General features: G+C 54.8%; 32 protein-coding genes. 31 read left to right on the plus strand and 1 reads right to left on the minus strand.

Annotated elements, in window-relative coordinates; all coding sequences use genetic code 11:
* The 30 genes from ACN0VM_RS15565 to ACN0VM_RS15710 all read left to right on the plus strand — a co-directional run.
* Positions 1 to 425: EF-Tu/IF-2/RF-3 family GTPase (locus tag ACN0VM_RS15565; RefSeq protein ID WP_417451824.1), on the plus strand; the 425-nt coding region annotated here is incomplete at its 5' end.
* A 50-nt stretch (positions 426 to 475) separates the two neighbouring features.
* On the plus strand, positions 476 to 790 hold the full coding sequence (rpsJ, locus tag ACN0VM_RS15570; protein WP_020401309.1) for a 30S ribosomal protein S10: 315 nt from the start codon (positions 476 to 478) through the stop codon (positions 788 to 790).
* Positions 791 to 794: 4 nt separating this feature from the next.
* Positions 795 to 1544 carry a 50S ribosomal protein L3 gene (gene rplC, locus ACN0VM_RS15575; RefSeq protein WP_417451825.1) on the plus strand — a complete coding sequence of 250 codons (750 nt, stop codon included), beginning with the start codon at positions 795 to 797 and terminating at the stop codon, positions 1542 to 1544.
* Positions 1545 to 1549: 5 nt separating this feature from the next.
* Positions 1550 to 2170, plus strand: coding sequence for a 50S ribosomal protein L4 (gene rplD, locus ACN0VM_RS15580; RefSeq protein WP_417451826.1), 621 nt, complete (start codon positions 1550 to 1552; stop codon positions 2168 to 2170).
* The gene (locus ACN0VM_RS15585; RefSeq protein ID WP_417451827.1) at positions 2167 to 2460 is read left to right on the plus strand and encodes a 50S ribosomal protein L23; all 294 of its coding nucleotides are present in this window, start codon (positions 2167 to 2169) and stop codon (positions 2458 to 2460) included. The genes rplD and ACN0VM_RS15585 overlap by 4 nt, the downstream gene beginning before the upstream one ends.
* Positions 2461 to 2463: 3 nt before the next feature.
* Positions 2464 to 3300, plus strand: coding sequence for a 50S ribosomal protein L2 (gene rplB / locus ACN0VM_RS15590; protein ID WP_262691195.1), 837 nt, complete (start codon positions 2464 to 2466; stop codon positions 3298 to 3300).
* Positions 3301 to 3312: 12 nt separating this feature from the next.
* A complete protein-coding gene (gene rpsS / locus ACN0VM_RS15595; protein WP_417451828.1) occupies positions 3313 to 3594 on the plus strand; it encodes a 30S ribosomal protein S19 in 282 nt (93 codons plus the stop codon).
* A gap of 2 nt (positions 3595 to 3596) precedes the next feature.
* Positions 3597 to 3977: a 50S ribosomal protein L22 gene (rplV, locus tag ACN0VM_RS15600; protein WP_317277422.1), complete on the plus strand. Its 381-nt coding sequence runs from the start codon at positions 3597 to 3599 to the stop codon at positions 3975 to 3977.
* The gene (gene rpsC, locus ACN0VM_RS15605) at positions 3977 to 4672 is read left to right on the plus strand and encodes a 30S ribosomal protein S3 (protein WP_417451829.1); all 696 of its coding nucleotides are present in this window, start codon (positions 3977 to 3979) and stop codon (positions 4670 to 4672) included. The genes rplV and rpsC overlap by 1 nt, the downstream gene beginning before the upstream one ends.
* A gap of 31 nt (positions 4673 to 4703) precedes the next feature.
* Complete coding sequence (rplP, locus tag ACN0VM_RS15610) at positions 4704 to 5114, plus strand: 50S ribosomal protein L16 (RefSeq protein ID WP_262691198.1); 411 nt, start codon at positions 4704 to 4706, stop codon at positions 5112 to 5114.
* 19 nt (positions 5115 to 5133) lie between these two features.
* A complete protein-coding gene (gene rpmC, locus ACN0VM_RS15615) occupies positions 5134 to 5325 on the plus strand; it encodes a 50S ribosomal protein L29 (protein WP_417451830.1) in 192 nt (63 codons plus the stop codon).
* Positions 5326 to 5336: 11 nt separating this feature from the next.
* Positions 5337 to 5573, plus strand: a complete 237-nt coding sequence (rpsQ, locus tag ACN0VM_RS15620) for a 30S ribosomal protein S17 (RefSeq protein WP_262691200.1) — start codon at positions 5337 to 5339, stop codon at positions 5571 to 5573.
* A gap of 46 nt (positions 5574 to 5619) precedes the next feature.
* Positions 5620 to 5988: a 50S ribosomal protein L14 gene (gene rplN / locus ACN0VM_RS15625; protein ID WP_262691201.1), complete on the plus strand. Its 369-nt coding sequence runs from the start codon at positions 5620 to 5622 to the stop codon at positions 5986 to 5988.
* A complete protein-coding gene (rplX, locus tag ACN0VM_RS15630; protein WP_417451831.1) occupies positions 5989 to 6306 on the plus strand; it encodes a 50S ribosomal protein L24 in 318 nt (105 codons plus the stop codon).
* Complete coding sequence (gene rplE, locus ACN0VM_RS15635) at positions 6299 to 6859, plus strand: 50S ribosomal protein L5 (protein WP_262691204.1); 561 nt, start codon at positions 6299 to 6301, stop codon at positions 6857 to 6859. The genes rplX and rplE overlap by 8 nt, the downstream gene beginning before the upstream one ends.
* Positions 6860 to 6883: 24 nt before the next feature.
* Positions 6884 to 7189 (plus strand): 30S ribosomal protein S14, encoded by a 306-nt coding sequence (gene rpsN, locus ACN0VM_RS15640; RefSeq protein ID WP_262691205.1) that lies wholly within the window; start codon positions 6884 to 6886, stop codon positions 7187 to 7189.
* A 12-nt stretch (positions 7190 to 7201) separates the two neighbouring features.
* Positions 7202 to 7600: a 30S ribosomal protein S8 gene (rpsH, locus tag ACN0VM_RS15645; RefSeq protein WP_417451832.1), complete on the plus strand. Its 399-nt coding sequence runs from the start codon at positions 7202 to 7204 to the stop codon at positions 7598 to 7600.
* A gap of 15 nt (positions 7601 to 7615) precedes the next feature.
* Entirely contained in the window at positions 7616 to 8149 is a 534-nt protein-coding gene (gene rplF, locus ACN0VM_RS15650; protein WP_417451833.1) for a 50S ribosomal protein L6, read from the plus strand.
* Positions 8150 to 8161: 12 nt separating this feature from the next.
* Positions 8162 to 8515 carry a 50S ribosomal protein L18 gene (rplR, locus tag ACN0VM_RS15655; protein WP_417451834.1) on the plus strand — a complete coding sequence of 118 codons (354 nt, stop codon included), beginning with the start codon at positions 8162 to 8164 and terminating at the stop codon, positions 8513 to 8515.
* A gap of 26 nt (positions 8516 to 8541) precedes the next feature.
* Complete coding sequence (rpsE, locus tag ACN0VM_RS15660) at positions 8542 to 9123, plus strand: 30S ribosomal protein S5 (RefSeq protein WP_417451835.1); 582 nt, start codon at positions 8542 to 8544, stop codon at positions 9121 to 9123.
* Positions 9124 to 9129: 6 nt separating this feature from the next.
* Positions 9130 to 9318, plus strand: coding sequence for a 50S ribosomal protein L30 (rpmD, locus tag ACN0VM_RS15665; RefSeq protein ID WP_020401290.1), 189 nt, complete (start codon positions 9130 to 9132; stop codon positions 9316 to 9318).
* 23 nt (positions 9319 to 9341) lie between these two features.
* Positions 9342 to 9797, plus strand: a complete 456-nt coding sequence (rplO, locus tag ACN0VM_RS15670; protein WP_417451836.1) for a 50S ribosomal protein L15 — start codon at positions 9342 to 9344, stop codon at positions 9795 to 9797.
* Between the two features lie 55 nt (positions 9798 to 9852).
* On the plus strand, positions 9853 to 11184 hold the full coding sequence (gene secY / locus ACN0VM_RS15675; protein ID WP_417451837.1) for a preprotein translocase subunit SecY: 1332 nt from the start codon (positions 9853 to 9855) through the stop codon (positions 11182 to 11184).
* Entirely contained in the window at positions 11181 to 11828 is a 648-nt protein-coding gene (locus ACN0VM_RS15680) for an adenylate kinase (protein WP_417451838.1), read from the plus strand. Before secY ends, ACN0VM_RS15680 begins: the two co-directional genes overlap by 4 nt.
* A 114-nt stretch (positions 11829 to 11942) precedes the next feature.
* Positions 11943 to 12311 (plus strand): 30S ribosomal protein S13, encoded by a 369-nt coding sequence (gene rpsM / locus ACN0VM_RS15685; RefSeq protein WP_417451839.1) that lies wholly within the window; start codon positions 11943 to 11945, stop codon positions 12309 to 12311.
* Positions 12312 to 12359: 48 nt separating this feature from the next.
* Entirely contained in the window at positions 12360 to 12749 is a 390-nt protein-coding gene (rpsK, locus tag ACN0VM_RS15690) for a 30S ribosomal protein S11 (RefSeq protein WP_262691214.1), read from the plus strand.
* A gap of 89 nt (positions 12750 to 12838) precedes the next feature.
* A complete protein-coding gene (locus ACN0VM_RS15695) occupies positions 12839 to 13855 on the plus strand; it encodes a DNA-directed RNA polymerase subunit alpha (RefSeq protein ID WP_394805407.1) in 1017 nt (338 codons plus the stop codon).
* A gap of 148 nt (positions 13856 to 14003) precedes the next feature.
* Positions 14004 to 14426: a 50S ribosomal protein L17 gene (gene rplQ, locus ACN0VM_RS15700; RefSeq protein WP_417451840.1), complete on the plus strand. Its 423-nt coding sequence runs from the start codon at positions 14004 to 14006 to the stop codon at positions 14424 to 14426.
* Between the two features lie 164 nt (positions 14427 to 14590).
* Entirely contained in the window at positions 14591 to 15562 is a 972-nt protein-coding gene (locus ACN0VM_RS15705) for a phosphatase PAP2 family protein (RefSeq protein ID WP_417451841.1), read from the plus strand.
* 95 nt (positions 15563 to 15657) lie between these two features.
* Entirely contained in the window at positions 15658 to 16272 is a 615-nt protein-coding gene (locus tag ACN0VM_RS15710; protein ID WP_417451842.1) for an O-methyltransferase, read from the plus strand.
* Here ACN0VM_RS15710 and ACN0VM_RS15715 read toward each other — a convergent pair.
* Positions 16269 to 17447, minus strand: a complete 1179-nt coding sequence (locus ACN0VM_RS15715) for a hypothetical protein (protein ID WP_417451844.1) — start codon at positions 17445 to 17447, stop codon at positions 16269 to 16271. The two genes, ACN0VM_RS15710 and ACN0VM_RS15715, sit on opposite strands and share 4 nt — an antisense overlap.
* Positions 17448 to 17630: 183 nt before the next feature.
* Between ACN0VM_RS15715 and ACN0VM_RS15720 the strand changes: the two genes are divergently transcribed.
* On the plus strand, positions 17631 to 18164 hold the full coding sequence (locus tag ACN0VM_RS15720) for an NUDIX hydrolase (protein WP_417451845.1): 534 nt from the start codon (positions 17631 to 17633) through the stop codon (positions 18162 to 18164).
* The last annotated feature ends 37 nt before the right edge of the window (positions 18165 to 18201 follow it).

Here is an 18201-nt window from a genome sequence, read left to right on the forward strand (position 1 = left end):
CGACGGTAACGGGCGTTGAGATGTTCCGCAAGCTTCTGGACCAGGGCCAGGCTGGCGATAACATTGGTGCGCTGCTGCGTGGTGTTGGTCGTGAAGACGTTGAGCGTGGTCAGGTTCTGGCTCACCCGGGGACGATCACGCCACACACGAAGTTCACGGCAGAGACCTACATCCTCACCAAAGAGGAAGGTGGCCGTCACACGCCGTTCTTCGCAAACTATCGCCCGCAGTTCTACTTCCGCACAACGGACGTGACGGGCATGGTTGAGCTGCCTGAGGGTACCGAGATGGTTATGCCTGGCGATAACGTGAACCTGACCGTCGAGCTGATCGCACCGATCGCCATGGACGAAGGTCTGCGCTTCGCTATTCGTGAAGGCGGTCGTACCGTCGGCGCGGGCGTCGTGGCCAAAATCCTCGATTAATAGTAACAAGGCGCCGGCTGGTCCGGCGCCGCTTTTAAGGTGTAAGATCAATGGAAGCGCAAAATATTCGCATCCGCCTGAAGGCTTTTGACCACCGCGTGCTTGACCAAGCTACCGGTGAAATCGCCAGCACGGCCAAGCGTACGGGCGCTCTGGTGCGCGGTCCTATTCCGCTGCCGACCAGGATCGAAAAGTTCACGGTTCTTCGTGGTCCCCACATTGACAAGAAGTCCCGCGAGCAATTCGAAATGCGTACTCACAAACGCTTGCTCGACATTGTTGACCCAACCCCACAGACCGTGGACGCGCTGATGAAGCTCGACCTCGCTGCTGGTGTTGACGTTGAAATCAAACTGCAAGGATAAGACCATGCGTACAGGTTTGATTGCAAAAAAACTGGGTATGACCCGCGTATTTAACGACGCCGGTCACCACGTGCCTGTGACAGTTCTACAGCTTGACGGCTGTCAGGTTGTTGCGCAGCGCACGGCTGAAAAAGACGGTTACACGGCTCTGCAACTTGGCGCCGGTGCCCGTAAAGTGAAAAACGTTTCCAAGGCACAGCGCGGCCATTTCGCTAAAGCTCAGGTTGAGCCAAAGGCGAAAGTTGCCGAGTTTCGTGTAGCCGAGGACGCGCTTGTTGAAGTTGGCTCTGAGCTGACCGCAGACCATTTCCTCGTAGGCCAGCGCGTTGACGTTGTTGGCACATCGAAGGGTAAAGGTTTTGCCGGTGCGATGAAGCGTCACAACTTCGGCGGTCTCCGGGCTTCGCACGGCGTATCCATTTCGCACCGTTCGCACGGTTCCACGGGTCAGTGTCAAGATCCGGGCCGCGTGTTCAAGGGCAAGAAAATGGCTGGTCACCTCGGTGACGTGCGCAAGACTGTCCAGAGCGTGGAAATTGTTGAAACGCGGGTTGAAGACGGCCTCATCCTCGTCAAAGGCGGCATCCCTGGTTCGAAAGAGAGCTGGGTGCTGATTTCTGACGCTGCGAAGAAAGCCGCTCCGGAAGGTTTGCCGATGCCGGCAGCGTTCCGCGCCCCTGCGAAAGCAGAAGCAGCACCTGCTGAGGCTCCGGCTGAAGCAACTGATGCGCCTGCAGAAGCTAACGAGGAATAAGCGTCATGAAGACCGACGTCCTTACACTTGACGCCAAAAAGGCTGGTGACATCGATCTCGATGAAGCCATCTTCGGCGTAACCGCGCGCGCAGACATCCTGCACCGTGTGGTAAACTGGCAGCTCGCAAAGCGCCGGGCCGGCACTCACGCTGTGAAGTTCCGTTCCGAGATCGCACGCACTGGCAAGAAGTTCGGCAAACAAAAAGGTGGTGGTGGCGCACGTCACGGCGACCGTCGTTCGAACATCTTCATCGGTGGTGGTCGTGCCTTTGGGCCGATCCCGCGCGATCATGGTTTCGACCTGCCGAAAAAAGTACGCAAGCTCGGCCTGAAATCGGCTCTGTCCGCCAAAGCGGCTGACGGCAAGCTGATCATCGTTGACGTTGCGGAACTGAAAGACGGCAAGACGAAGGAACTGTCTGCAAAGCTCGAGAAGCTCGGCCTTGCAAACGCACTCTTCGTTGACGGTGCTGAAGTAAACGAAAACTTCAAGCGCGCTGTCTCGAACATTCCGAACGTTGATGTGCTGCCAAGCCAAGGTGCTAACGTGTACGACATTCTCCGTCGTGACACGCTGGTTCTGACCAAAGCTGCTGTTGCAAAACTCGAGGAGAGGCTCAAATGACCGCGATCAGACATTTTGACGTGATCCAGAGCCCCGTGATTACCGAGAAAGCAACACTCGGCTCTGAAAATAACCAGGTAACCTTCAAAGTAGCGATCGACGCCACGAAGCCGGAAATTAAAGCGGCTGTCGAGGCACTCTTCGACGTGAAAGTGAAGAAAGTCAACACGCTGCGCCAGGAAGGCAAAGTGAAACGATTTCGTGGTGTAACCGGCAAACGCGCCGAGTACAAAAAAGCGATCGTTACACTTGTCGAAGGTAACAGCATTGACGTGACGACGGGGGTTTAACCGATGGCACTCAAGCAATATAAACCGGTGACCCCGGCCCAGCGTGGCCTCGTTCTTGTTGACCGTGAAGGTCTGCACAAGGGCAAGCCAGTAAAAGCGCTGACCGAAGGTCTCACCAAATCCGGTGGCCGCAACAACCATGGCCGTATCACCTCGCGTCGTCGTGGTGGTGGTCATAAGCGCACCTACCGGGTAATCGACTTCAAACGCACGAAATGGGACGTTGCTGCAACTGTAGAACGTCTTGAGTACGATCCGAACCGGACCGCATTCATCGCGCTGATTAAATATGAAGACGGTGAACTGGCTTACATCCTTGCACCACAGCGTCTCGCTCCTGGCGATACCGTGATTGCAGGCGAAAAGGTAGATGTGAAACCAGGCAACGTAATGCCGCTCGCTAACATGCCTATCGGTACCATCATCCACAATGTGGAGATGAAAGCCGGTAAGGGTGGTCAGATGGCTCGTTCCGCTGGTGCTTACGCCCAGTTGATCGGTCGTGACCGCGGTTACGCGCAGCTTCGTCTGTCTTCCGGTGAGGTCCGTCTTGTTCGCGGCGAGTGTGTCGCAACGGTCGGTGCTGTATCCAACCCAGACAACCAAAACATCAAGCTCGCTAAAGCGGGCCGGAACCGCTGGCTCGGTCGTCGTCCAAGCGTTCGTGGCGTTGCCATGAACCCGGTCGATCACCCGCACGGTGGTGGTGAAGGTCGTACCTCCGGTGGTCGTCATCCAGTGACGCCATGGGGTAAGCCCACCAAAGGTAAGAAGACGCGGTCCAATAAAGGTACCGATAAGCTTATCATCCGGTCGCGCCACGAGCGCAAGAAACGCTAAGGAGTCCTGAATATGGCACGCTCTGTATGGAAAGGCCCTTTCGTTGACATGCACCTTCTCAAGAAGGTGGAAGCGGCTATGGAAAGCGGTAAAACTTCGGCAATCATTCAGACTTGGTCACGTCGTTCGACCATTCTGCCGAATTTCGTTGGGCTGACCTTCAATGTCTACAATGGGCACAAGTTCATTCCTGTCTACGTGACGGAAGACATGGTTGGTCACAAGCTTGGTGAATTCGCGCCGACGCGGACCTACTACGGTCACGCCGCCGACAAAAAAGCGAAGAGGAAGTAACTGTGGGTAAGCAATCTGCAAAACGCCGTTTGGCGGATAACGAGGCCGTAGCAACCGCTACTATGCTTCGTGGCTCGCCCCAGAAGCTTAACCTGGTGGCTGCTAGCATTCGCGGTATGAAAGTGGAAAAAGCTCTGGCTAGCCTGAGCTTTAACCGTCGCCGCACTGCAATCGACGTGAAGAAGGTTCTGCAGTCTGCAATCGCAAACGCAGAAAACAATCACAATCTGGACGTGGATAGCCTCGTCGTTGCGGAAGCAACCGTGGGCAAGGCACTCGTGATGAAGCGCTTCCGCGCCCGCGCTCGCGGTCGTGTTGGCAAGATCGTGAAGCCGTTCAGCCGTCTGCGCATCGTTGTGCGCGAAGTAGAGGAGACTGCATAATGGGTCAGAAAGTTAGTCCCGTTGGTCTGCGCCTGGGTGTGAACCGCACCTGGGACTCGCGCTGGTATGCCGAAGGTGAAGAATACGGCAAACTGTTGCACGAAGACCTGGATATCCGCAAGTTCGTGATGAAGGAGCTGTCGCAAGCCGGTATCTCCAAAGTGATCATCGAACGTCCGGCAAAAAAATGTCGCGTGACCATTTACTCGGCTCGTCCGGGTGTGATCATCGGCAAAAAAGGCGCCGACATTGAAAAGCTTCGTCGTAAGATCGCGAATTTCACGAGCTCCGACGTCAGCCTGAACATTGTTGAAGTCCGTAAGCCGGAAATCGACGCGAAGCTTATCGCCGACAATATCGCACAACAGCTGGAGCGCCGCGTGGCCTTCCGCCGTGCGATGAAGCGTGCGGTGCAAAGCGCCATCCGTCTTGGTGCCGGTGGTATCCGGATCAACTGCGCAGGCCGTCTTGGTGGCGCTGAGATCGCACGGACCGAATGGTACCGCGAAGGCCGCGTGCCCTTGCACACCCTGCGTGCAGACATCGACTATGGTGTCTCCGAAGCCCTGACCGCATATGGTATTTGCGGCATCAAGGTTTGGGTGTTCAAAGGTGAGATCATGGAACACGACCCAATGGCTCATGAACGCCGTGCAAACGAAGTTCAAAGCCAAGGTGGCCCGTCCCGCCGTTAGGCCGGACGGTAAGTGATAGGAGCGACAGACAATGTTGCAACCGAAACGTACAAAGTTCCGCAAGGCCCACAAAGGCCGGATCCATGGCAATGCCAAGGGCGGAACCGATCTGAACTTCGGCCAGTTCGGTCTCAAAGCGACCGCACCAGGCCGTGTAACGGCTCGTCAAATCGAGGCAGCCCGTCGTGCCATGAACCGCCACATGAAGCGGTCAGGTAAAGTCTGGATCCGGATTTTCCCGGATGTTCCAGTAACGGCGAAACCTGCCGAGGTCCGGATGGGTAAAGGTAAAGGCTCTGTCGATCGCTGGGTGTGCAAGGTAAAACCTGGCCGCATCATGTTTGAGATCGATGGCGTCAATGAAGAACTGGCGCGTGGTGCGTTCGAACGTGCAGCTGCAAAGCTTGCTGTTCAGACACGCATCGTGCAACGGATGCATTAAGAGCTAACGGAGAATTAAAATGAAGGCAGTTGATCTTCGTGCCAAGTCGCAAGACGAGCTCCGTCAAGAGCTCGAAAGCCTGAAGAAAGAGCAGTTCAACCTGCGTTTTCAGGCAGCGTCTGGCCAACTTGAAAACACGGCTCGCGTTCGTGAGATCCGCCGTGATGTCGCGCGGATTAAAACGATCCTGAGCCACTCGGCTGAGGCGTAAGGAGTAGACCCATGCCAAAGCGTATTCTGCAAGGTACAGTAGTCAGCAACAAGGGCGACAAAACCGTTGTTGTTAAAGTTGAACGTCGGATCAAGCATCCTTTGCTTGACAAAATTATTCGGCGCTCTAAGAAGTACCACGCTCACGATGAGAGCAACACTATTCAGGTTGGGGAGACAGTCCGTATTGAGGAATGTCGTCCTATTTCTAAACTGAAGACCTGGCGCGTAGTTGGTGGTGAGGCTTAGGCCTCACCTTCTTGCTATTCGTCGGCAATAACAAAGGGTGTAACCCATGATTCAGATGCAAACCAACCTCGACGTGGCCGACAACTCCGGGGCCAAGAGGGTGCAGTGCATTAAAGTGCTTGGTGGTTCCAAGCGCAAAACTGCCGGGGTAGGCGACATCATCGTCGTCTCCGTAAAGGAAGCGATCCCACGGGGTCGTGTTAAAAAAGGTGACGTGCACCGCGCTGTCATCGTTCGTACTGCCAAAGAAGTGCGTCGTCAGGATGGCACAGCCATTCGTTTCGACCGCAACGCAGCAGTGCTTGTAAACAAGAACCATGAGCCGATCGGTACGCGTATTTTTGGCCCGGTCGTGCGTGAACTGCGTGCAAAGAAGCATATGAAAATCATCTCGCTTGCACCGGAGGTACTATAAATGGCCGCGAAACTGAAAAAAGGTGACAAGGTCGTTGTGGTTGCCGGTAAAGACAAAGGCAAGCGCGGCGAAATCACGTCTGTACTGCCTGCTGAAGGTCGTGCGTTTGTATCGGGTGTGAACCTGATCAAGAAGCACAACCGCCCGACGCAGACCAGTGCTGGTGGTATCGAAACGAAGGAAGCCGCTATTCAGCTCTCCAATCTGATGATTGAAGACCCGAAAGACGGTGTCCCTTCTCGTGTTGGTTTCAAAACACTCGAAGACGGTCGCAAGGTTCGCTTTGCGAAGAAGTCCGGGGAGGTGATCGATGGCTAAAGCAACCAAGGCTCTGCCACGCCTTCGTACAATGTACGAAGAAAAAGTACGTGCTTCCTTGCAGGAACAGTTCGGCTATAAAAACCCGATGCAGGTTCCGAAACTGGACAAGGTTGTCATCAACGTTGGTGTTGGTGAAGCCGTTCAGGACAAGAAGAAGATCGACAAGGTAGTAGAGGAAATCGCTGCTATCTCCGGTCAGAAGCCTGTTGTTACCAACGCCCGCAAGTCGATCGCAGGTTTCAAGCTGCGTGAAGGCATGCCGATTGGCGTGAAGGTAACACTGCGCTCTGAGCGTATGTACGAGTTTCTTGATCGCCTGATTACCATTGCGCTTCCACGCGTTCGTGACTTCCAGGGTGTTAACCCGAAGTCGTTTGACGGTCGTGGCAACTATGCAATGGGCCTGAAGGAACAAATCGTCTTCCCCGAAATCGATTATGATCGTATCGATACTGTTCGCGGGATGGACATCATCATCTGCACCACGGCTCAAAACGATGATGAAGCGCGTGCGCTTCTCGCCGGTTTTGACATGCCGTTCAAAAAGTAACGGCAGCCGAAGGAGGGTTTTTACATGGCTAAGAAAAGTGCCATCAACAAGAACGCACGGCGTGAAAAGCTTGTTGCAAAATACGCAAAGAAGCGCGCGGAGCTCAAGGCGAAGATCTACGACAAGGATCTGAACGACGAAGAGCGCTGGGTGTATGCGTTGCAGCTTGCTGCCATGCCACGTAACGGCGCAAAGACGCGTCTTCGCAATCGCTGCGAAGTAACTGGTCGTCCGCGCGGTTATTATCGTAAATTCAAGATGTCCCGTATCGGGCTGCGTGAGCTTGGCTCCGCTGGCAAGATACCGGGCGTTGTTAAGTCAAGCTGGTAAGGGGGTAGGCTCATGTCGATGACTGATCCGATCGGCGATATGCTGACCCGTATCCGCAACGGTCTGCAAGCTCGCAAAACTGTTGTATCCACACCTGCGTCCAATACGCGTCAGCGCATTCTGGACGTTTTGCAGCGTGAAGGTTTCATCCGTGGTTATTCCCGGATTGAAGGCGAAGCTAATAAAGCTGAGCTGACCATCGAGCTGAAGTATCACGAAGGTGAACCGGTTATCCGCACGATCAATCGTGTGTCCAAACCTGGTCGCCGCGTGTACAGCTCGGTTCGTGACCTGCCACGCGTTCACAACGGCCTTGGTATTTCGATTGTCTCCACACCGAAAGGTGTTCTCTCCGACGCAGAAGCGCGTGAGAACAATGTGGGCGGCGAAATCCTCTGCACCGTATTCTAAGGAAAGGGAGAACTCATGTCCCGTATCGGTAAAAAGCCAGTGGCTATTCCGTCCGGCGTGTCCGTTTCCTTGAACGGTTCGGACCTGACGGTAAAAGGCCCTAAGGGTGAACTCGCCATGTCCTTCGTTCCTGAGGTAACTGTTGCCCAGGAAGAAGACAGCATCGTGGTGAAGCCTGTAAACGACACGAAGCGTGCCCGCTCCATGTGGGGGATGCAGCGTACGATGATTTCCAACCTGATGGAGGGTGTAACCACCGGTTACTCCAAAAAACTCCAGATTGCAGGTGTTGGTTATCGCGCTGCTATGAAAGGCTCTGCGCTGAACCTGCAACTTGGCTACAGCCATGATATTGATTTCCCGGTCCCAGCCGGTCTCAAGATTGAGACGCCTGATCAGACCACGATCATTATCTCCGGCATCGACAAACAAGCTGTCGGCGAGACAGCAGCCAAGATCCGCGAGTTCCGCAAGCCTGAGCCCTACAAAGGTAAGGGTATCAAGTACGAAGGTGAATATATCTTCCGCAAGGAAGGTAAGAAGAAGTAACGGGTGGCAGGAATGGCTAAAAACAAACTTTTTGAACGGCGCCGTCAGCGCAACCGTACACAGCTTCGCAAGAAGAGTGTCGGGCGGCCGCGTCTTTCTGTTCACCGCACAAACCAGCATATCTATGCGCAGATTATCGACGATGTTAAGGGCGCGACTGTTGCCGCCGCCTCCACCGCCGAGAAGGACCTGCGTGACGGTGCAACCTCCAACTCCGAGGCTGCAACGAAGGTTGGAAAATTGATTGCCGAGCGTGCTAAAGCTGCCGGCGTTGCTGATGTCGTGTTCGACCGTGGTGGGTTCCTCTACCATGGCCGTGTAAAAGCACTGGCAGACGCAGCGCGCGAAGGCGGCTTGGTATTCTAAGGTCTAGATAAAGAAGAGGATGTCCAATGGCACGCCCAGAACGCAATCGTGAGGAAAGCGAACTCATTGAGAAGCTTGTTCACATCAACCGTGTGGCCAAGGTAGTAAAAGGTGGTCGTCGCTTTGGTTTTGCTGCTCTTGTAGTAGTTGGTGACCAACGTGGCCGTGTTGGCTTCGGGAACGGTAAGGCACGTGAAGTGCCGGAAGCGATCCGGAAGGCTACGGAAGCTGCTAAGAAAAACATGATCCGCGTACCGCTCCGTGAGGGCCGGACGCTACACCACGATATCCGCGGCCGTTGGGGCGCTGGTCGGGTGTTGCTCCGTACCGCTCAGGCTGGTACCGGTATCATCGCAGGTGGTCCGATGCGCGCAGTGTTTGAAGCACTTGGCGTACAGGACGTGGTAACGAAGTCGCAAGGTAGCTCGAACCCATACAACATGGTTCGCGCAACGTTCGACGCTCTGGTTAACCAGAATTCGCCACGTCAGATCGCCGCTAAACGTGGCAAGAAAGTTGCTGACATCGTAGCACGCCGTGGCGACATCAAAGTCGTCGGTGCTGGTGATGAAAGTGACGATGCTGCAGAAGCAAATTCGGCGGAGTAATGACCAATGGCTGCGAAGAAAAAAACGGTTAAAGTGACTCAGATCGGTAGCCCGATCCGTCGTGTAAAAGACCAGCGTGCTACGCTGGTCGGCCTCGGGCTGAACAAAATGAACAAGACGCGTGAGCTGGAAGATACCCCGGCTGTTCGCGGCATGATCAACAAGGTGCACCATCTCGTGCGCGTTGAAGACTAAGCCGGCGCGATCGGAGAATAGTGATGAAAATCAACGAACTTCGTGACAACGACGGCGCCCGTAAAGAGCGCACGCGTGTTGGTCGCGGTATCGGTTCCGGCAAGGGTAAGACCGCCGGTTCCGGTCATAAAGGTCAAAAAGCACGTTCAGGCGTTGCGATCCACGGTTTTGAAGGCGGCCAGATGCCAATCTACCGTCGTCTGCCAAAGCGTGGCTTCAAAAGCCTGAACAAAGGTGACTTCCAGGTGCTGAACATCGGCCGTCTGCAAAAGGCGATTGATGCGAAGAAGCTGGACGCCAAGAAACCAATCACTGTCGAAACGCTGGTGGAAGCTGGTGTGGTTGGCAAGGTTGTGGACGGTGTACGTCTCCTCGCTAAAGGTGAACTGACCGCAAAAGTCGATATCACGGTTACCGGTGCGTCAAAAGGCGCAGTGGAAGCTATTGAAAAGGCTGGCGGTAAGGTTACTGTTGCCTAACTAGCTAACGGGCCGAGATAATCTCGAAAACGATCAAGGGGCTGAGGTAGGCTTTATGGCTTCCGCTGCAGAACAACTGGCGTCCAATATTAGCTTTGGGTCTATCGGCAAAGCCGAAGAACTTAAAAAGCGTATCTGGTTCGCTCTTGGTGCACTCATTGTGTATCGTCTATGTACTTATATTCCGCTGCCGGGCATCGATGCAGATGCCCTTGCGAACATGTTCGCAAGCATGGGTGGTGGTTTCCTGGATATGGTGAATACCTTCTCCGGGGGTGCGCTGCAGCGGATGTCCATTATTACGCTTGGCATCATGCCCTATATCTCGGCCTCCATTATCATGCAGCTCCTCACCACCATGAGCCCTACATTGGCCGCATGGAAAAAAGAGGGTGAGCAGGGCCGCAAGAAGATCAACCAATATACCCGTTTTGGTACCGTGCTCCTGACGATTGTGCAGGGGTATGCAGTTGCCACCGGCCTTGAAGGGCAGGCTGGCGTTGTCGTTGATCCCGGTTTCTTCTTCCGCTTCACCACGGTCGTCACTCTTGTGGGTGGCACCATGTTCCTGATGTGGCTTGGTGAGCAGATCACCCAGCGCGGCATTGGTAATGGTATTTCCCTGATTATTTTTGCTGGTATCGTGGCGGAGTTGCCCGGCACACTCGCGCAGGCTTTTGAGCTGAACCGGGCAGGTTCCATGTCGCTGGCAATCCTTTTGGCGATGCTGGTTGGTGCAGCAGCACTTGTGTACTTCATTGTGTTCTGTGAGCGCGCCCAGCGCCGTATTGTGATCCAGTATCCGAAGCGGCAGCAGGGTAATCGCATGTTCCAGGGCGACAAGTCTCACCTGCCGATGAAGCTTAACGTCGCTGGCGTTATTCCGCCGATCTTTGCAAGCTCGCTCCTTTTGATGCCGCTGACGGTGGTAAACCTGTATCAGACCGGTGGGCCAGAGTGGCTGGGTACAGTGTCTGCGATTCTCGCACCCGGGCGTCCGCTCTACATCGCGCTTTATGTTGCGTTGATTGTGTTCTTCTGCTTCTTCTATACGGCTATTCAGTTCAATCCTGAGGATACCGCTGATAACCTGAAAAAGCATGGTGGTTTTGTGCCCGGCATCCGTCCTGGTAAACGTACCGCAGAATATCTTGACTATGTCCTTACCCGCTTGACAGTTATCGGCTCTGCCTACATCGCGCTTGTGTGTGTGATCCCCGAGATTCTGATCAGTCAGGCAGCGGTGCCATTCTACCTCGGCGGTACGAGCCTGCTCATTGTTGTGAACGTGACAATGGACACCGTAAGCCAGATACACTCGCACCTGATGGCGCAGCAGTATGAAGGCCTTCTCAAGAAGGCCCGCCTTAAGGGAGGTCGCCGGTGATTGTTATTCTGTTCGGCCCTCCGGGTGCAGGCAAGGGCACGCAGGCTCAGCGCATTGAGAAGCAAAAAGGTCTCGTGCAGCTTTCAACCGGCGATATGCTGCGCGCAGCAGTTGCTGCGGAAACCGAGATGGGCATCGCTGCAAAAGCCAAGATGTCAGCCGGCCAGCTTGTGTCTGACGAAATCGTGATCGGCATCATTCGTGACCGGATCAGGGAAGACGACTGCAAAAGCGGCTTCATTCTCGATGGTTTCCCGCGCACTGTGGCGCAGGCTGAGGCTCTTGATGACATGCTGGCGGCCCAGGGCCTGAAGCTTGACGCCGTGATTGAAATGAAAGTGGACGACGAAGCGCTTGTCGACCGCATCTCTGGCCGCTATACATGCGCCAAATGTAATGAAGGTTACCATGACACCAACCTGAAACCCAAAGTAGACGGTGTATGTGACGTATGTGGCAGCCTCGAATTCAAACGCCGCCCGGACGACAATGCGGAGACGGTGGCCAAGCGTTTGGAAGAATATTACGCACAGACGGCACCGGTGTTGCCATACTATGCGGAAAAAGGAATTTTGCAGCAAGTTGACGGTATGGCTTCCATCAGTGAAGTTGCTGCACAAATAGACGCAGTTTTGGCTGCGTGAAAAACTGTCACAAGGCGGTTGACGAACCGGGGTTTACTCATATAATCCCCGGCTTCAGCACGTCTTGTGATTCGAGAACAATTGACGTGAACTTTGTAACTAGGAGAAACGGTCGTGGCGCGTATTGCTGGCGTTAACATTCCGACCAACAAGCGAGTAGAAATCGCTTTGACCTATATTCACGGTATTGGCCACACGACGGCCAAGGGGATCTGCGACAAGCTGAACCTCCCTCGTGAACGCCGGGTTTCGGAACTGACGGATGCTGAAGTAATTCAGGTCCGTGAAATGATCGATGCTGAATTCACAGTTGAGGGTGACCTCCGCCGTGAAGTGGCGATCAATATCAAACGGTTGATGGACCTCAAGACCTATCGTGGTCTCCGTCACCGTGCAAAACTGCCGACGCGCGGTCAGCGCACGAGCACGAACGCACGTACCCGTAAGGGTAAAGCGGTCGCGATCGCCGGTAAGAAAAAATAATCAGGGTTAGGCTGTTTAGGTCCCCCCCAATTTTAGGGTCTGTTAGAGATGGCTAAAGACACAGGTCGCGTTAAGCGCCGTGAGCGGAAAAACATCACCAATGGTGTTGCTCACGTAAATGCATCGTTCAACAATACGATGGTTACTATTACGGATGTTCAAGGGAACGCGATTTCCTGGTCGTCCGCGGGCATGATGGGCTTTAAGGGCTCTCGTAAATCCACGCCTTATGCTGCACAGGTTGCTGCGGAAGACGCAGGCAAAAAAGCGCAGGATCATGGCGTGAAATCATTGGAAGTGGAAGTGAAGGGTCCTGGCGCTGGTCGCGAGTCCGCTCTGCGCGCGCTTCAGGCTATCGGCTTCGTTATCACGTCTATTCGTGACGTGACGCCGATTCCACACAATGGCTGCCGCCCGCCGAAACGCCGCCGCGTTTAAGGCATTCTTGAGTATAGGGTAGTTACCGCCGAGTATTGGCGCGAATCCTTTGGCGCCTTTTTAGCGTCATACAAAATGAGGGTTACACCGTGATCCAGAAAAACTGGCAGGAACTGATTAAACCAAATGGTCTTACGATCGAACCGGGTGCAGACCCGCTTCGTAAGGCCAAAATTGTCGTTGAACCGCTTGAGCGCGGCTACGGCATGACGCTTGGCAATGGCCTGCGTCGTGTTCTGTTGTCGTCGCTGCAGGGCGGGGCCGTGACGAGTGTCCATATCGAGGGCGTGCTGCACGAATTTTCTTCCGTACCTGGCGTGCGCGAAGACGTGACGGACATCGTACTCAACATCAAGCAACTGCCGGTTCGTGTAACCAGCGATAGCGTGAAGCGTCTTCACCTTACGGCTTCGGGCCCAGGCGAAGTGAAAGCCAGCGCGATCTCAGAAGTTGCTGACGTTGATATCCTCGACAAAGACCTCGTGCTTTGCCACCTCGACGAAGGTGCAACACTTAACATGGAGCTGACGGTAGCGTCGGGCAAAGGCTATGTGCCTGCTGACCGCAATCGTCCTGAAGACGCTCCGATCGGTCTGATCCCGGTTGATGCGCTCTACAGCCCGGTTAAGAAAGTAAGCTATAAGGTTGAGAACACCCGTGAAGGTCAGGTTCTTGACTATGATAAGCTGACGATGGAAATCGAAACCGATGGCACAGTGACGCCTGAGGACGCTGTTGCCTTCGCGGCCCGTATCCTTCAGGACCAGCTGGCCGTGTTCGTCAACTTCGATGAGCCGGAAGAAGCCACCAAGCAGGAAGACGACGACGAACCAGCGTTCAACCGTCAGCTTCTTCGCAAGGTGGATGAGCTTGAGCTTTCCGTGCGTAGCGCGAACTGCCTCAAGAACGACAACATCGTCTACATTGGTGATCTTGTGCAAAAAACCGAAGCAGAAATGCTCCGCACGCCGAACTTCGGCCGCAAGTCGCTTAACGAGATCAAGGAAGTTCTCTCGTCCATGGGCCTGCGCCTTGGTATGGAACTCCCTGCTTGGCCGCCTGAGAATATCGAAGAGCTCGCCAAGAAACTCGAGCAAGACTACTAAGCACTTGAGATTAAGTCCGTCAGTTTCGCTGGCGGGCTTTTGATCAATTTTGTAAAAAACCTCCCCGGATGCGGGGACACCTGCCGGTACTATGCCCACGCGTATGAGATAGGGCGCAAGGCCGGACAGGCATCAAGGAGTTAAAACCATGCGTCACCGTAAAGCCGGTCGTAAACTGAATAGAACCGCTAGCCACCGTAAGGCAATGTTCATGAACCTTAGCCAGGCTCTTCTCAAGCACGAGCAGATCGTCACCACCTTGCCAAAAGCAAAAGAGCTTGGCCCGGTTGTGGAAAAGCTGATCACGCTTGCAAAAAAGGGTGGCCTTGCCAACCGTCGCCTTGCAATCGCCCGTCTTCAGGACGAAACAATTGTAAGCAAGATGTTTGATGAGCTTGCTGATCGTTACAAAGAGCGTGCCGGTGGTTACACCCGCGTTCTCAAGGCTGGTTTCCGTCACGGCGATAACGCGCCGATGGCAGTGATTGAGCTTGTTGACCGTAACGAAGATGCCAAAGGCCAGGACAGCGGCCCATCTGCCGACATGGATGATGAGGCAGACGCGGCATAAGCCCTGTCATCATCGCGGAATTCGAAAGGGCTGCCATTTGGCGGCCCTTTTTTATCTGTGGGCGAGTGCTTGTAGCTGCCGGTATGCTCATTTGGTTTGACAATGGTACGCCCCCTCCGGTCAGGTAGCGGCGGCCATCATGTCTTGGGGAGATGGGAAAGACATTGCCTTGGAACACAGACATCATGGTCGGCATCGCCGAGCACCGCACCGATTGGCTGACCGTGTTTTTCAACGTATGGAGTGATGTCGGCGATGTGCCGGGGTACATCCTGATCATCACCTTTATATATGGTGCCCGTAATCGTGATCTTGGTGTGCGGTTGGCCGTGCTGCTGCTGCTGAGCATCTGTGTGAACCACATCCTGAAAACAGTGATCATGAACCCGCGGCCCTTTGCGGCAGACGGCACATGGCAGGCAATGTGGGTGGTGTCGGCCGGGCACGTCGAGAGCCTTGTGCTTGAGTATTCCACCCCTTCGGGGCATGCCATGACAGCAGCTGCATTTTATGCCTATCTCGCGCTGGTCCTGCGGCGACGCTGGATGACCATACTGGCCCTTTGTGCCACCACGCTGATCGGTTTGTCGCGGCCTTATCTTGGTGTACATTATGTGGAAGATATCGTGCTGGGCTGGCTTTTGGGTAGCTTGACAGCCTGGATTGCTTACCGCAAGGGCGACAGCGTCGCTCAGGCGTGGCAAAAGCTTGTCTGGCCTGCCCAGCTCTCCCTGCTCATGGCGTTCAGTACCGGATTGTGGCTTTTCACGTATACCATGGGAGGCACCGCACCGGACAAGCCGCCGCTTAGCATTATTGGCAATTTGGGCTTTCTTACCGGCGTTGCGCTTGCCGCCAGCTTCGAGCGGCGCTGGCTCGGCTACCATGCAGCGGAGGGTAGCACCCTGCGCAAGACGATGCGCTGTGTTTTGACGATTGGGTGCGTGGCGCTGCCGCTTGTTCTCCTCGGTTTGCTTGCCGATGAATTTGTTGAGCGGGCGAGCCTCGCCGGGCATATATTTAAATATATCCGGTATGCCGTTGCCGGGTTTTCCGGCCTCTTGCTTGCGCCCGTTCTGTTTATACGTCTGGGGTTGGCGGCACCGCCGAAACCTGCGGCCACCATTTCGTCATAGAAATAAAACAGGCGGTCATTTGCTCGCCCTTTTTCATATCTAGCGTGAAACTCAATCATTCGGGTGGGGCACATCCGGGATACCAGCGGAGGTTCATGGTGAGATTTGAGAAATGGCAGCAAGAGGCGCCCGGCGGCGCGATGAAAACGCTTGGGCAGACACTCGCGGCAATTGCGGTGGAGACCAAGGCACTGGGATTTGATATGGCGTCAGACCCCGCAGTGGGATCGCTGTTGCGGGCACTTGGCGGCAGCAAGCCCGGTGGCACCTGCCTTGAACTCGGTACCGGCACGGGCTTGTCCACAGCCTGGTTGCTGGCGGGACTGTCAGCAGATGCCCGTCTTGTCACCGTGGATAATGATGCCCGCTTTCAGGATGTGGCGCGCCGTCATCTTGAGGGTGACCCCCGGGTTACCTTCTGCCGCGAGGATGCTGGAGACTTTATTGCGGCGCTCGAACCCGCACAGTTCGATCTTATTTTTGCCGACACATGGGCAGGCAAATACAGCCACCTTGATCAAACCCTGGCATTGCTCCGACCGGGCGGTATGTATGTGGTTGACGACCTTCTGCCACAGCCAAACTGGCCGACAGGGCACCAGAGTGTGGTAGACGCCTATGTGGCCGATATGGCGCGGCGAGAGGCTATCAGGGTCGCGAGTCTTGACTGGGCCAGCGGCATACTGATCGCAACCCGGACAGCCTCTTAGCGCGCATCCCCTGCCTGTACCCAGTCGATAGTGCTATAGATCGCTATCGCCTCGTCATCAAGAAACTGTTTTCGGGGAAGGGAGGATCGCTTTCCTTTCCAGCCGCTGTTCAGGTCACGAAAATGCCTAAAGCAAAACTCTGAATGTTCCGACGGTAAGCCCGCCCAGTTCCTTACAGTGTGCGTGACCCATTGACTTTCAGGTGGGCATGCTGACGGTACCAGGGCCCATTTGGGGGCACATTTTCTGGGCATTATGGATGAGCGGTGCAAAAAGTGACGGTGACGCCGCGCACTGAGGCATTCTGGTGGCGACGGGTCTGCCGCACTTCGACAGGCCCAGATGCCACCAATGCGGAGATACGGAAAATCGGCGCGCTCAACAGCCACATGAATCGACTCTTGCGCCGGGTGCACGATCAGTTCGTCAATGTCGACGTTCACGACACTTGCGGCCTCGCCTAACAATGCATGCCGGGCGTGTTGAAACGCACCTGTTTTGCAAAAGACCGAATCCCAAAGCCCGGTTCCCGCTGCCTGAGGGCCATATTTGAACGGCCAGTCTACCACCATGACAGTTTCAATTTCCGCCAGTCCTGAAAGCGCGTCCGCGATGTCGCGGGATGAATAGTTGGGGGCTTGATTATTATAGATAAGTATCGCGTTGCTGCCGTGGGCGCGGGCATAGAATTCGGCCCAGTCTCTGACCCACGAAAGCTGATCGTATTTTATCATGGAAAAGGCGACGCGTTTGCCAGCGAACAAGCCGCCCCGATAACCGGGCAGGGGGACATCATGCCGCCCAAGTGGCCCGAGGTTCATTTCCAGAAGGCAAGTTTCCTTTGGCGATAACGGGAAAGACACACCGGATTGGCACTGGCCGTCATACCATTTCATATCATTGGCAGGAATCCGTGTTCGGCTGCCACCGGTGGTGACTACCGTATATTGGCCTGCCTGCATATGATCACGGAAGTTGAGAAATGAGGGGCCAATGAGGTGGGCATGGCCATCTTGAGCCCGCGCGGCAAAATAAAACAGTGTGGTGAAATCAAACTGGTCCTTATATCCTTCCTGCCGCAGGTCGGGCGGGCGCGGCATATCGCGTTGAATGCCGCGGCCTTGATGAATCCTCACGGTTGACAGGTCGGCACCCTTCAGTAAGTGAATACCCATTTTCCCTCCCGCTGGACCGGTTAATTAAAGGCAGATAGTGAGCAGCAATCTTAAAAAACAGCATCATCACAAAAAAACGCCATATCAAAGTGGCTCTTGAACCCTTCAGGCAGGACTTGCAATTGCAGGCTCAAAGGTCAAGTTTAATTTGTTGCATGGCACAGATACCGGATGAAGATACATATGAGCGACAACGTTATGCCCAAAAGCCAGCGGGAGGTTTATCGGGATGCCTTCCTGGCGGTTAAGCGAAAGTGCTTTGAATACCGCGGCAGGGACTATGCCTATTTCATCAAAGAAGAGCCCGAGTTCGCGGTATGCGGCGCGGTGACCACTGAAGGGCAGGTGTTAATGGTGCGGCAGTTCCGCCCCGGCCCTGAACGCTGGCTATACGATATGCCTGGCGGCATCATTGATGACGGTGACACACCGCTTGATACCGCCCGCAAGGAGTTGCTGGAAGAAACCGGCTATAAGGCGGAGCTGGAGTTGCTTGCTATCTGTTACGTTACCGCGTATTCCACCGCAAAAAAGCATATCTTCCTCGCGCGGAATTGCCGAAAGGTAACTGAGCCGGAGGAAGACCCGAATATTATCGGTGAGCCGGTCCTTCTAAGCAAGGGCGAGTTTCTGGCAATGGTTGCCAGCGGCGAGCTATTGGACCTTGATTGCGCGTTGTTGCTTGCACGACATCTGGAGGAATATCCCGATAGCTAACCGCGTGGCAGTTTGCGGGCCGGACTGGGTCTTGCGC

Origin of the sequence: Kordiimonas sp. (assembly GCF_048260245.1) — a bacterium.
In the GTDB taxonomy this organism is placed as follows: domain Bacteria; phylum Pseudomonadota; class Alphaproteobacteria; order Sphingomonadales; family Kordiimonadaceae; genus Kordiimonas.

Excerpts from the sequence above, each read along its gene's own strand:
- rpmC (WP_417451830.1), top strand. The coding sequence starts at position 5,134 with ATGAAGGCAGTTGATCTTCGTGCCAAGTCGCAAGACGAGCTCCGTCAA.
- rpsE (WP_417451835.1), top strand. The coding sequence starts at position 8,542 with ATGGCACGCCCAGAACGCAATCGTGAGGAAAGCGAACTCATTGAGAAG.
- rpsK (WP_262691214.1), top strand. The coding sequence starts at position 12,360 with ATGGCTAAAGACACAGGTCGCGTTAAGCGCCGTGAGCGGAAAAACATC.
- ACN0VM_RS15715 (WP_417451844.1), bottom strand. The coding sequence starts at position 17,447 with ATGGGTATTCACTTACTGAAGGGTGCCGACCTGTCAACCGTGAGGATT.
- rplO (WP_417451836.1), top strand. The coding sequence starts at position 9,342 with ATGAAAATCAACGAACTTCGTGACAACGACGGCGCCCGTAAAGAGCGC.
- rpsH (WP_417451832.1), top strand. The coding sequence starts at position 7,202 with ATGTCGATGACTGATCCGATCGGCGATATGCTGACCCGTATCCGCAAC.
- rplE (WP_262691204.1), top strand. The coding sequence starts at position 6,299 with ATGGCTAAAGCAACCAAGGCTCTGCCACGCCTTCGTACAATGTACGAA.
- rpsJ (WP_020401309.1), top strand. The coding sequence starts at position 476 with ATGGAAGCGCAAAATATTCGCATCCGCCTGAAGGCTTTTGACCACCGC.
- rplB (WP_262691195.1), top strand. The coding sequence starts at position 2,464 with ATGGCACTCAAGCAATATAAACCGGTGACCCCGGCCCAGCGTGGCCTC.
- secY (WP_417451837.1), top strand. The coding sequence starts at position 9,853 with ATGGCTTCCGCTGCAGAACAACTGGCGTCCAATATTAGCTTTGGGTCT.
- ACN0VM_RS15720 (WP_417451845.1), top strand. The coding sequence starts at position 17,631 with ATGAGCGACAACGTTATGCCCAAAAGCCAGCGGGAGGTTTATCGGGAT.
- rplC (WP_417451825.1), top strand. The coding sequence starts at position 795 with ATGCGTACAGGTTTGATTGCAAAAAAACTGGGTATGACCCGCGTATTT.
- rplP (WP_262691198.1), top strand. The coding sequence starts at position 4,704 with ATGTTGCAACCGAAACGTACAAAGTTCCGCAAGGCCCACAAAGGCCGG.
- rplN (WP_262691201.1), top strand. The coding sequence starts at position 5,620 with ATGATTCAGATGCAAACCAACCTCGACGTGGCCGACAACTCCGGGGCC.
- rpsC (WP_417451829.1), top strand. The coding sequence starts at position 3,977 with ATGGGTCAGAAAGTTAGTCCCGTTGGTCTGCGCCTGGGTGTGAACCGC.
- ACN0VM_RS15710 (WP_417451842.1), top strand. The coding sequence starts at position 15,658 with ATGGTGAGATTTGAGAAATGGCAGCAAGAGGCGCCCGGCGGCGCGATG.
- rplX (WP_417451831.1), top strand. The coding sequence starts at position 5,989 with ATGGCCGCGAAACTGAAAAAAGGTGACAAGGTCGTTGTGGTTGCCGGT.
- ACN0VM_RS15585 (WP_417451827.1), top strand. The coding sequence starts at position 2,167 with ATGACCGCGATCAGACATTTTGACGTGATCCAGAGCCCCGTGATTACC.
- rpsN (WP_262691205.1), top strand. The coding sequence starts at position 6,884 with ATGGCTAAGAAAAGTGCCATCAACAAGAACGCACGGCGTGAAAAGCTT.
- rpmD (WP_020401290.1), top strand. The coding sequence starts at position 9,130 with ATGGCTGCGAAGAAAAAAACGGTTAAAGTGACTCAGATCGGTAGCCCG.
- rpsQ (WP_262691200.1), top strand. The coding sequence starts at position 5,337 with ATGCCAAAGCGTATTCTGCAAGGTACAGTAGTCAGCAACAAGGGCGAC.
- rplF (WP_417451833.1), top strand. The coding sequence starts at position 7,616 with ATGTCCCGTATCGGTAAAAAGCCAGTGGCTATTCCGTCCGGCGTGTCC.
- rplD (WP_417451826.1), top strand. The coding sequence starts at position 1,550 with ATGAAGACCGACGTCCTTACACTTGACGCCAAAAAGGCTGGTGACATC.
- rpsS (WP_417451828.1), top strand. The coding sequence starts at position 3,313 with ATGGCACGCTCTGTATGGAAAGGCCCTTTCGTTGACATGCACCTTCTC.
- rplQ (WP_417451840.1), top strand. The coding sequence starts at position 14,004 with ATGCGTCACCGTAAAGCCGGTCGTAAACTGAATAGAACCGCTAGCCAC.
- rplR (WP_417451834.1), top strand. The coding sequence starts at position 8,162 with ATGGCTAAAAACAAACTTTTTGAACGGCGCCGTCAGCGCAACCGTACA.